The 10,724-nt window shown below is 65.6% G+C and carries 12 protein-coding genes; 4 read left to right on the top strand and 8 right to left on the bottom strand.

All coding sequences use genetic code 11. The features are described 5' to 3' along the window. Window positions 1–116: 116 nt before the first annotated feature. From ACZYRS_RS05640 to ACZYRS_RS05620, 5 genes are all read right to left on the bottom strand, one after another. A complete protein-coding gene (locus tag ACZYRS_RS05640; protein ID WP_463418439.1) occupies window positions 117–2,429 on the bottom strand; it encodes a methyl-accepting chemotaxis protein in 2,313 nt (770 codons plus the stop codon). A gap of 42 nt (window positions 2,430–2,471) precedes the next feature. After that, a complete protein-coding gene (locus tag ACZYRS_RS05635) occupies window positions 2,472–3,005 on the bottom strand; it encodes a chemotaxis protein CheW (protein WP_198786570.1) in 534 nt (177 codons plus the stop codon). Between the two features lie 19 nt (window positions 3,006–3,024). Next, window positions 3,025–3,390 (bottom strand): response regulator, encoded by a 366-nt coding sequence (locus ACZYRS_RS05630; RefSeq protein ID WP_042581921.1) that lies wholly within the window; start codon window positions 3,388–3,390, stop codon window positions 3,025–3,027. After that, on the bottom strand, window positions 3,390–3,788 hold the full coding sequence (locus tag ACZYRS_RS05625; RefSeq protein WP_093442538.1) for a response regulator: 399 nt from the start codon (window positions 3,786–3,788) through the stop codon (window positions 3,390–3,392). Before ACZYRS_RS05625 ends, ACZYRS_RS05630 begins: the two co-directional genes overlap by 1 nt. Before the next feature lie 80 nt (window positions 3,789–3,868). Continuing rightward, window positions 3,869–4,039 carry a rubredoxin gene (locus tag ACZYRS_RS05620; RefSeq protein ID WP_007838397.1) on the bottom strand — a complete coding sequence of 57 codons (171 nt, stop codon included), beginning with the start codon at window positions 4,037–4,039 and terminating at the stop codon, window positions 3,869–3,871. A gap of 111 nt (window positions 4,040–4,150) precedes the next feature. Between ACZYRS_RS05620 and thiD the strand changes: the two genes are divergently transcribed. From thiD to ACZYRS_RS05605, 3 genes are all read left to right on the top strand, one after another. Further along, on the top strand, window positions 4,151–5,113 hold the full coding sequence (gene thiD / locus ACZYRS_RS05615; protein WP_198786571.1) for a bifunctional hydroxymethylpyrimidine kinase/phosphomethylpyrimidine kinase: 963 nt from the start codon (window positions 4,151–4,153) through the stop codon (window positions 5,111–5,113). 127 nt (window positions 5,114–5,240) lie between these two features. Further along, on the top strand, window positions 5,241–6,527 hold the full coding sequence (gene hemL, locus ACZYRS_RS05610) for a glutamate-1-semialdehyde 2,1-aminomutase (protein ID WP_463418438.1): 1,287 nt from the start codon (window positions 5,241–5,243) through the stop codon (window positions 6,525–6,527). A 3-nt stretch (window positions 6,528–6,530) separates the two neighbouring features. Then, window positions 6,531–7,019, top strand: a complete 489-nt coding sequence (locus tag ACZYRS_RS05605; RefSeq protein ID WP_198786573.1) for a hypothetical protein — start codon at window positions 6,531–6,533, stop codon at window positions 7,017–7,019. Between the two features lie 115 nt (window positions 7,020–7,134). On the opposite strand, the gene purH is transcribed toward ACZYRS_RS05605, so the two are convergent. The 3 genes from purH to dusB are packed head-to-tail and all read right to left on the bottom strand — an operon-like array spanning window position 7,135 to window position 10,075. Continuing rightward, window positions 7,135–8,742 carry a bifunctional phosphoribosylaminoimidazolecarboxamide formyltransferase/IMP cyclohydrolase gene (purH, locus tag ACZYRS_RS05600; RefSeq protein WP_463418437.1) on the bottom strand — a complete coding sequence of 536 codons (1,608 nt, stop codon included), beginning with the start codon at window positions 8,740–8,742 and terminating at the stop codon, window positions 7,135–7,137. Window positions 8,743–8,757: 15 nt separating this feature from the next. Then, window positions 8,758–8,994 (bottom strand): Fis family transcriptional regulator, encoded by a 237-nt coding sequence (locus ACZYRS_RS05595; protein ID WP_007838304.1) that lies wholly within the window; start codon window positions 8,992–8,994, stop codon window positions 8,758–8,760. Between the two features lie 19 nt (window positions 8,995–9,013). Next, the gene (gene dusB, locus ACZYRS_RS05590) at window positions 9,014–10,075 is read right to left on the bottom strand and encodes a tRNA dihydrouridine synthase DusB (RefSeq protein WP_463418436.1); all 1,062 of its coding nucleotides are present in this window, start codon (window positions 10,073–10,075) and stop codon (window positions 9,014–9,016) included. Window positions 10,076–10,249: 174 nt separating this feature from the next. Between dusB and ACZYRS_RS05585 the strand changes: the two genes are divergently transcribed. Next, window positions 10,250–10,720, top strand: coding sequence for a YqaA family protein (locus ACZYRS_RS05585; protein WP_198786576.1), 471 nt, complete (start codon window positions 10,250–10,252; stop codon window positions 10,718–10,720). Window positions 10,721–10,724 lie beyond the last annotated feature (4 nt).

The following is a 10,724-nucleotide window of genomic DNA, read 5'->3' as shown; positions in this document are numbered from 1 at the left end:
CGTCGCGGTCACTTCAAGGGACACCGCGGAACCGGCTTTGCCGGGCCGCTGGTGTCGCCCCCGCAAGGGGGTTGCCGAAGCGACACGAAGTGCGCGAAGGCTGGGGGAGAGCTTCATCAGGCAATCTTGAAACGGGCGACCGAGCGGCGCAGTTCTTCCGCCATCTGCGACAGTTCGCGCACCTGCTGGGCCGTGGTACGCGTACCTTCTCCGGTCTGCTCGGTCACCGCAAAAATGTGCTGGATGTTCGCTGCCACCACGTTGGCCGAATCGGCTTCGCGGGAGGCGGACTGCGAAATCTGCTCGATCAGCTCGGCCAGGCGGCGGGACACGCGGTCAATCTCGGTCAGCGCGGTACCCGCGTTGTCGGACAGCTTGGCCCCTTCGACCACACCCTGCGTGGAGCGCTCCATGGCGCCCACTGCATCCTGGGTGTCGGTCTGAATCGCCTTCACCAGCGCCGAAATCTGGCGCGTGGCGTCAGCGGAGCGTTCGGCCAGTCGCTGAACTTCTTCCGCCACCACCGAGAAGCCGCGGCCGGCTTCACCGGCCGATGCCGCTTGAATGGCGGCGTTCAGCGCCAGCACGTTCGTCTGTTCGGTAATGTCCGAGATCAGTTCGGTGATTTCGCCAATTTCCTGCGACGACTCGCCCAGGCGCTTGATCCGCTTGGAGGTTTCCTGGATCTGGTCGCGGATGGAGTTCATACCGCCGATGGCGTTCTGCACGGCCTGCAGGCCCGACGATGCGGCTTGCAGCGACTGGCGCGCCACCGTGGCGGACTCTTGCGCTTGCGAGGACACGCCGTTGATTCGCTCGGCCATGGTCAGCACCGACTGGCCGGTTTCGCGAATCTCGCGCAGCTGTTCGGTCGAGGCGGCCAGCAGTTCGGTCGAGGTGCTTTCCACCTGCGACGTCGTCTGCGCCACGCGGGTTGCCGTGTTCTGCACGTTGCCCACCAGCAAACGCAGTTCTTCCACCGTGTAGTTCACCGAGTCGGCGATGGCGCCGGTGATGTCCTCGGTCACGGTCGCTTCCTGCGTCAGGTCGCCTTCGGCCACTGTCTGCAGTTCGTTCATCAGCCGAAGAATGGCGGCCTGGTTGGCGTTGTTGATGCGGCCGGCTTCTTCCGAAGTCTGCTCGGCAGCCAGACGCTCGCGTTCGGCGTTGGCGGCACGTTCGCGGCCTTCGCGCACCTGCACGAAACCGATGGCGCCGGCCAGCGCCAGGGCGGCCAGCGACAGCACGAACAGCAACACGATCGTTCCGGCACCCAGACCCGTGCGGGCGGAGAGCTTGTCCTGGAGGTCGCCCAGCGACTTACGCAGCGGCTCGCTGTCGGTCAGGATGGACGCCTGCGCTTCGCGCGCTGCCACCAGGCCCTGCAGGTTGCCCAGAATGGCGGACGCCTGCGTGCGCATCTGCTCGTAGGTCTTCAAGATGGCTTCGAGCTGCTGGCGCGTCTGCGGATCTTTCGAGCCGGGGAAGCGCTGTTGCGCATTGCCGTCCAGGAGGCCGCGGGTGGTTTCCTGGAAGGTGTTCAGGTCCTTGCCCAGCAGGAACACGGCGTCGGGGTTCACGCCCTCGACCGTGAAGAATTCGTTGGTCGACTTGCCAATGCGCTGCGTCAGCATCACCAGTTGGCCGGCGGCCGAGATTTCGGGCAGCGTGGCGTTCTGCTGCATCTTCAGCGACGCGACGGTTTCCGTCATTTCGAGCAGCGTGGACGACTGCTGGTTGATGTCGCGCAAGGCGGCACCCACCTGGGTCAGGATCTGGCGCTGGGCCAGCACGGCCTTGGCGCTGGTGTCGGCACGTGCAACGAGGGGATTGATCTTGTTCATCTCCTCGTCGTACTGGTTGCCCACGCGCTCCAGCCGCAAGGCGTCGTCGCCGTTGGTCAGGCCCGAGACGCGGCGCGAGAGGTCGTCGGCACTGTCCTTGACTTCGACGAACGCCGAGGCGCTGCCGACGAGGGCCTGGGAGATCGATTTGGCCAGACGCTGCGACTGCATCAGCGACTGGCCGGTGGCCGCCACCTGCTGGGCGAGGCGTTCCGCGCGAAGAATGGCGGAGCCGGCCACCAGGAGCAGCAGCAACACCACGACCGCCAGCATGATCGCCAGGATCCGCTGTTGCCGCGCGGGGTTGGAACCCGTTCGCCCGACGGGCGGAACGGCTTCGAGGGCCGCAGCGTCGAGCGCGTCGGGCGTCTCGCCGCCAGCAAGGCCGTCGGCGAAGCCGGCGGGCGCGGGCGCCACGGGAGAGGAGCTTTCGCCCTTTCTCACCAGGCGCACGGTTTTCTCGTCCGGAACCTGAACCGTATCGACATCGTCGAGCGATATCGAACCGGAGCCGTCGACGCGGGCCTTGTCGTTCCCGTTGCTCACGGGCAGTAATTTCTTGAACTTGTCGGCGATCGAGCTCACGGTCGGTCCTTCAGGTGGTTGCCAGTGCTGCGTGCCAAGGCACTACGCACCAATACTCAAAAACTGGGGTTGCTGCGAGAGTGCCTGCAGGTTGACTTCCTGCCAGCGCTCCCCTGCTGCGTCGGTGTACAGATGCCCATGCCACGCAGGTGCTTCTGCGCCCGGAGGTTCGGAGGCCGTGAAGGCCTCCGCGCCCCGCAACCCCGCCAGTCGGTCGACCAGCAATGCGCAGTTGACTTCGAGCAGCTCGTTGAATGCAACGAGCCGCGATTGCATGCGCGCCGCCTCGGTGGCGGCCTGCGTGCCCGGCCCGCCCGTGGCGAAGCCCGACAACTGGACCACGCCGTAGAGGCCGCCGCGCAGATTGGCGACGCCGAGGAACCACGGCGCCGTGTAGGGCACGGGCTGTGGCGGCGTCCAGGGAAAGATTTCGCCGGCGTGTCCCAGCGGGAAGAGGTACTTGCCCTCGCCCGCCTCGACGGCAAGCCACGTCGCGGCCACGCCTGTCGTGCGCGCAGCCTGCAGACGGCTTGCGAGCCGGGACTGGAAGGCTCTCAGTGCGTCGCGATTCGCCATGGACTCAGCCGACTCCTGCTCAGGCGAGCGCGCTGATCTTGGACATCAGATCCGCCGCATTGACCGGCTTCACGATGTAGTCGCGTGCGCCCTGGCGCATGCCCCAGACGCGATCGGTTTCCTGGTTCTTGCTGGTGCACAGGATGATCGGGATGGCCGCGTACTTCGGGTCGCGGGCGATGGCGCGCGTGAGCTGGAAGCCGTTCTGGCCGGGCATGACCACGTCCATGAGGATCAGGTCGGGTTGCTCTTCTTCCAGGCGGCGCATGGCGTCGTCGGCGTTTTCGGCCGTCTTCACGGCAAAGCCGTTCTTCTGGAGGAGGTCGGTCAAGAACACCAATTCAGTCTTGGAGTCGTCGACGACGAGGATTTTTCGAATAGGCATTACTGCGCTTCCTGTTGAACGATGCCAAACTGCTGCACGGCCTGCAGCAGCTGGTCTTTGGTGAAAGGCTTGGTCAGGTAGTCTTGCGATCCGACCATGCGGCCGCGGGCCTTGTCGAATACACCGTCTTTCGAAGACAGCATGACGACCGGAACCTTGGAGAAATGGGCGTTGCGCTTGATGATGGCGCACGTCTGGTAACCGTCGAGACGCGGCATGAGGATGTCGCAGAAAATCAGATGGGGCTTGTGGTCGTTAACCTTGGAGAGCGCATCGAACCCGTCTTCCGCCAGAAGAACCTCGTGCCCACCCTGCTTCAGAAAAATCTCGGCACTGCGCCGGATGGTGTTGCTGTCATCGATGACCAGCACCTTGTAACCTGATCCATTCGGGCCCATTGCAAACGCTCCTGCTCATGAGACTTGGATGCCCGCCGCGCCGTACATCGACGCAGATCGCGTAGCCCTATGCCAATCTTTCAGATTTCAACCATTTCGAAGTCTTCCTTGCGCGCACCGCACTCAGGACAGGTCCAGTTCATCGGAACATCGGCCCAGGCCGTGCCTGCCGCGATCCCGTCTTCCGGAACACCCACCGCTTCGTCATAGATCCACCCACAAATCAGGCACATCCAAGTTTTCGTATTCATCGGAGCTTAAAGTCCTTGTTCATTAAATGCAACGAGTGTATCTATGCGTATCTCACTGGCGAGCTATAAACGTCGCGCCTATGCCACCATCCAGGAGATTCCGCCCGGCGTATGACCATCTACTTACATCCAGCAGACAACGCCCGCAAACCGGGCGATCTTAACGACCCCTCGCAGGACGCCGAAGCGCTCGCCGAACGCGACCTGAATCCGCCCTGCGTGCTGGTCTTCAATGCCAGCGATCCGAGCGGTGCCGGAGGCCTGGGCGCCGACGCCCTGGCCATGGCGTCGGTGGGCGCACACATTCTCCCCGTGGTGACGGGCGCCTACGCCCGGGACACGGCCGAGATATTCGACCATTTCCCGTTCGACGAGGAGGCCATCGCCGAGCAGGCGCGCGCCATCCTGGAGGACGTGGAGGTGCAGCTGATCAAGGTCGGTTTCGTCGGCTCGCCCGACGCCCTGAGCACCATCGCCGAGACCGCTTCCGACTATCCCGAAGTGCCCGTGGTGGCCTACATGCCCAACCTTTCCTGGTGGGACGAAAACCAGATCGAGGCCTATCTGGACGCGTTTCGCGAACTTGTTTTGCCGCAGACGACAGTGTTGGTTGGAAACCACAGTACGCTGTGGCGATGGCTCCTTCCGGACTGGAGCGGCGAGCGTCCGCCCGGCGCGCGCGACATCGCCAAGGCCGCCGGCGAGTTCGGCGTGCCCTACACGCTCGTGACCGGCATGGTGCTGCCCGACCAGTTCATCGACAACGTGCTGGCCTCGCCGCAGTCGGTGCTCGCCAACGAGAAGTACGAGCGGCTCGAGGCGGTCTTCGCCGGCGCGGGCGACACGCTCTCGGCCGCGCTGGCCGCGCTGCTCGCGAGCGGCACCGACCTGGTGGCCGCCACAAGCGAAGCCTTGGCCTACATGGACCGGTGCCTGGACGCGGGCTTCCGCCCCGGCATGGGCCACGTGCTGCCCGACCGCCTGTTCTGGGCCGAGCCCGAAGACGACGACGAAGACGACGATCCCGACGCGCCCCAGGATTTCGCCCTGCCCCCCCACGACACCCGCCACTGAAATATGTTGCTCGCCCCTAGGCTGCCCGCACTTCGTGTCGGTTCGCCAACCCCCTACCGGGGGCGGGCCGGCCGCTTCGGGCGGCCGCGCGCGGCGGCCCTCCCCTGAAACCCACCCCTTCGCTGCGATGCCTACCACTGACAAGAACGACACCCTCTTCGAGCGCGCCCGCGCCGTGATTCCCGGCGGCGTGAACTCGCCCGTGCGCGCCTTCAAGGCCGTCGGCGGCACGCCCCGCTTCATCCAGCGCGCCGAAGGCGCCTATTTCTGGGATGCCAACGGCAAGCGCTACATCGATTACATCGGTTCCTGGGGCCCGATGATCCTGGGCCACGGCCACCCCGCGGTGGTCGAGGCGGTGCAGAAGGCCGTGCTCGAAGGCTTCTCGTACGGCGCGCCGACCGAGCGCGAGATCGAACTGGCCGAGGCCATCCTCGCGCTCGTGCCCTCGATGGAAATGGTGCGGCTCGTGAGCTCGGGCACCGAGGCCGCGATGAGCGCGCTGCGCCTGGCGCGCGGCGCCACCGGCCGCAAGAGCATCATCAAGTTCGAGGGCTGCTACCACGGCCACGCCGACGCGCTGCTCGTGAAGGCCGGCTCGGGTCTCGCGACCTTCGGCAACCCGACCTCGGCCGGCGTGCCGCCCGAGGTGGTGCAGCACACGATCGTGCTGGAGTACAACAACCTGCAGCAACTCGAAGAGGCCTTCGCGCTGCATGGCAACGACATCGCCTGCCTGATGATCGAGGCCATCGCCGGCAACATGAACTTCGTGCGCGCCACGCCCGAGTTCGCCCAGCGCTGCCGCGACCTCTGCACGAAGCACGGCGCGCTCCTGATCTTCGACGAGGTGATGACCGGCTTTCGCGTCGGCCTGCACGGCGCGCAGGGCGTGCTGGGCATCACGCCCGACCTCACGGTGCTGGGCAAGGTCATCGGCGGCGGCATGCCGCTGGCGGCCTTCGGCGGTCCGCGCGCCATCATGGAACAGCTCGCGCCGCAGGGGCCGGTCTACCAGGCCGGCACGCTCTCGGGCAATCCGGTGGCCACGGCCTGCGGCCTCGCGACGCTGAAGGAGATCGCCAAGCCCGGCTTCTACGAAGCGCTCGGCAAGAAGACGCGCTCGCTGGTCGATGGCCTGAAGGCCGCCGCGGCCGCCGAAGGCCAGCCCTTCAACGCCGACAGCGAAGGCGGCATGTTCGGCTTCTTCCTCATGAAGGACCTGCCGCAAAACTATGCCACCGTGATGACAACCGACAACGCGAAGTTCAATGCGTTGTTTCACGGTTTGCTCGATCGCGGCGTGTATATTGCCCCGGCGCTCTACGAAGCAGGCTTCGTGAGCGCAGCGCACGGGGAGGACGACATCGCAGCCACCATAGAAGCGGCACGAGAGATTTTCAGAACGCCTTAGTCCATGAACGCCCTGCGCCTGCTGCCGGTATCGAGTGCTGCCCTTGCTCTTCTTCTACCCGGCCTGGCGCTTGCGCAGTCCTCTTTCGAGCCGAAGAACATCTGGATCAACCCGGGCTTCTATTCGGCGCACTTCGACGGCGGCAAGCACCTCGAAAACGTCAACCAGGGCCTGGGCTTCGAGTACCCGCTGAGCGACACCTACCGCATCACGGGCGGCACCTTTCGCAACAGCGACCGCAGGCAGTCGAACTACCTGGGCCTGTATGTGCTGCCCTTCGAGTTCTACGGCGTGAAGTTCGGCGCGGTGGTGGGCGGCTTCGACGGCTACCCCAACTACCGCAACGGCAACTGGTTCCCGGCGATCCTGCCGGTGGCCGCCATCGAAGGCAAGAACTGGGGCCTGAACATCGCCTACGTGCCGACGGTCAAGAACCGCCTGTACGGCGCGATCACCTTCCAGCTGAAGTACCGGTTCGGTACCCACGAATAGGCTCGCCCCCAGGCTGCGCGCACTTCGTGTCGCTTCGCCAACCCCCTACCGGGGGCAACACCAGCGGCCCGGCAAAGCCGGTTCCGCGGTGTTCTCGAAAAAGCGGAAAAAGCCGTCAGTGACGGAAGTGGCGCACGCCGGACAGGACCATCACCACGCCGCGCTCGTCAGCGGCATCGATCACTTCCTGGTCGCGCATCGAACCGCCCGGCTGGATCACGCTGCTCGCACCCGCATCCACCACCACATCCAGGCCGTCGCGGAACGGGAAGAAGGCATCGCTCGCGACCGCCGTGCCCTTGAGCGACAGGCCCGCGTGCTCGGCCTTGATGCTCGCGATGCGGGCCGAATCGAGGCGGCTCATCTGGCCCGCGCCGACGCCCATCGTCATGCCGTCGGCACAGAACACGATCGCGTTGCTCTTCACGAACTTCGCGACCTTCCATGCGAACAGCAGGTCCTGCAGTTGCTGGGGCGTGGGCTGCTTCTTGCTCACCACCTTGAGGTCGCTCTCCGCGAGCTCGTGGTTGTCGGCGGTCTGCATGAGGAGGCCCGAGCCGACGCGCTTGACGTCCATCAGGTTGCGGCCGTTTTCCCAATCGGTCTTGCCGCCCGGCGGCAGCGCGATCTCGAGCACGCGCACGTTGAGCTTGACCTTGGTGGCCTGGAACACCGCGAGCGCTTCGGGCGTGTAGCCCGGCGCCATCAGCACTTCGACGAACTGCTTGGCAATCGCCTGCGCCGTCTCGCCGTCCACCGGACGGTTGAAGGCGATGATGCCGCCGAAGGCCGAGGTCGGATCGGTCTTGAAGGCCTTGGCGTAGGCCTCGTTCGCGTCCTTGCCCACGGCCACGCCGCAGGGGTTGGCGTGCTTGACGATCACGCACGCGGGCACGTCGAAGCTCTTGACGCATTCCCACGCGGCATCGGCGTCGGCGATGTTGTTGTAGCTGAGTTCCTTGCCTTGCAGCTGTTTAGCCGACACGAGCGAGCCGGGCGCCGGATGCAGGTCGCGGTAGAACGCGGCCTGCTGGTGCGGGTTCTCGCCGTAGCGCAGGTCCTGCACCTTCACGAAGCGGCCGTTGCTCTGCGCGGGGAAGAGCGAGCGCGTCGGCGCGGGCTGGCCGATGCTGGCATCGAAGTCGATGGCCGAGAGGTAGTCGCTGATCGCGCCGTCGTAGTCGGCGATGCGGTTGAACGCGGCCACCGAGAACGCGAACTTGGTCTTGTCGCTGAGCTTGCCGCCGGCCTTCAATTCGGCGAGCGCCACGGGGTACTGCGCCGCGTCGGTGAGCACGCCCACGTCCTTCCAGTTCTTGGCCGCGCTGCGCACCATGGCCGGGCCGCCGATGTCGATGTTCTCGATCGCGTCTTCCAGCGTGCAGCCGGGCTTGGCCACGGTCGATTCGAACGGGTAGAGGTTGACGATCAGGAGGTCGATGGTGTCGATGCCGTGTTCCTTGATCGCCGCCACGTGCGCGGGCACATCGCGCCGCGCGAGCAGGCCGCCGTGGATCTTGGGGTGCAGCGTCTTCACGCGGCCGTCGAGCATTTCGGGAAAGCCGGTGTGGTCGGCAACCTCGGTCACCGGCAGGCCCGCGTCGGCCAGGAGCTTGGCGGTGCCGCCGGTGGACAGCAGCTTGATGCCCAGCGCATGCAGCGCCTGGGCGAATTCGAGGATGCCGGTCTTGTCGGAAACGGAGATGAGTGCGGTCTGAGCCATTGGATATGCCGGTGGTTATTTCAAAAGTTTGTGCTCGACCAGCTTCTTGCGAAGGGTGTTGCGATTCAGGCCCAGCCATTGCGCGGCCTTCGACTGGTTGCCTTCCGCGCGCGTCATCACGACATCGAGCAAAGGCTTCTCGACCACGCGCACGAGCATCTCGTACATGCCGTCGGGTTCGGTGCCGCGCAGATCGCGAAAGTAGCTGTCCAGACTGGTGCGCACGCAGTCTTCGATGTGTTTCTTGCTCATTGCTTCTTCTCTTCTTCTCTCAATCGACGGCGCAGGCCGCCTCCTCTTCTTCACCGGACAGCTCTTCGGCCGCCTGGTGCTCGGGCATGCGTTCCATGCGGTCCGCAAGCCCGTCGAAATAGTCGCCGACCGCGCGCAGCTGTTCGGCGCAGTCCTCGATGGTGTTCATCGTGGCGCGAAACGCTTCGCCGTCGGGGAGCGTGCGCACATACCAGCCGATGTGCTTGCGCGCGGTGCGCACGCCGCTGAAATCGCCGTAGAGCCCGTAGTGCTCCACCAGGTGATCCAGCAGCAGGCGGCGCACCTCGGCGACCAGCGGCGGCGCGCGGTGCGTGCCGGTGTCCAGGAAGTGCGCGATCTCGCGAAAGATCCAGGGCCGGCCCTGCGCCGCGCGGCCGATCATCACCGCATCGGCGCCGGTGGCCGCGAGCACGTCGCGCGCCTTCTCGGGCGAGGTGATGTCGCCGTTGGCCACCACCGGCACGCGTACCGCGGCCTTCACGGCCGCGATGGTGTCGTACTCGGCGTGGCCCTTGTAGCCTTGTTCGCGCGTGCGGCCGTGCACGGTGAGCATCTGCACGCCGGCCGATTCGAAATCGCGCGCGAGCTTCACCGCGTTGCGGTTGTCCTGGCTCCAGCCGGTGCGCATCTTGAGCGTGACCGGCACGTTGTAGGGCTGTGCCGCATCGACCACGGCCTGCACGATCTCCAGCGCCAGCGGCTCGTCGCGCATCAGCGCGGAACCGGCCCACTTGTTGCAGACCTTCTTGGCCGGGCAGCCCATGTTGATGTCGATGATCTGCGCGCCGCGCTCGATGTTGTAGACCGTGGCCTCGGCCATCATGGCCGCATCGGTGCCGGCGATCTGCACCGCGATGGGGCCCGGCTCGCCGTCGTGGTTGGCGCGGCGCGATGTCTTGAGCGTGCCCCAGAGTTCCTTGCGCGAGGTGACCATCTCGCTGACCGCATAGCCCGCGCCGAGTTCGCGGCACAGCATGCGGAAGGGCCGATCCGTCACGCCGGCCATGGGCGCGACGAACAGGCGGTTTTCCAGCGTGTGGGTGCCGATCTGCAAGGTCATGGAAAAGGAGGCGGTGCGCGTTCGGCTGCTGAAAAATGAGGCACGATTGTAGCCACCTGCGATTTCAGCGACTGAAACGATTTGCGCCCGCGGGACAGGCGTAAACACCAATGTTTCGCGGGGCCTTCTCCGACGCCGCGGCGATGTGGGCGCTGCCTATACTGCGCCGACCTTATGCAAGCCTGGCTCGACTCCCTCATGGCGCTGCTGGCGCTGCCGCAGTACGGTCTCTCGACGCTGTTCGTCGCCGCTTTCGTCTCGGCCACGCTGCTGCCGGTGGGCTCCGAGCCCATCCTCTTCGGCCTGCTCAGGCTCAACCCCGACATGTTCTGGTCCGCCATCGCGGTGGCAACGGTGGGCAACACGCTGGGCGGCGCGGTCGACTGGTGGATGGGCTACGGCGCGCACAAGGTCGCTGACAAATACTCGCACTCGAAACACCACGTGCGCGTACTCGGCTGGCTCGAACGGCTCGGGCCGAAGGCGTGCCTCCTGAGCTGGCTGCCGCTGGTGGGCGATCCGCTGTGCGCGGTCGCGGGCTGGCTCAAGCTGCCGTTCTGGCCGTGCCTGGGCTACATGGCCATCGGGAAGTTCCTGCGCTACGTCTGCATGACGGTCGCGCTGATCTACATCTTCCCGAACTGACGGA

Source organism: Variovorax sp. AC194, from assembly GCF_979257995.1.
Note: the sequence above shows the minus strand (reverse complement) of the source record. Positions and strands in the feature narration are given on the sequence as shown.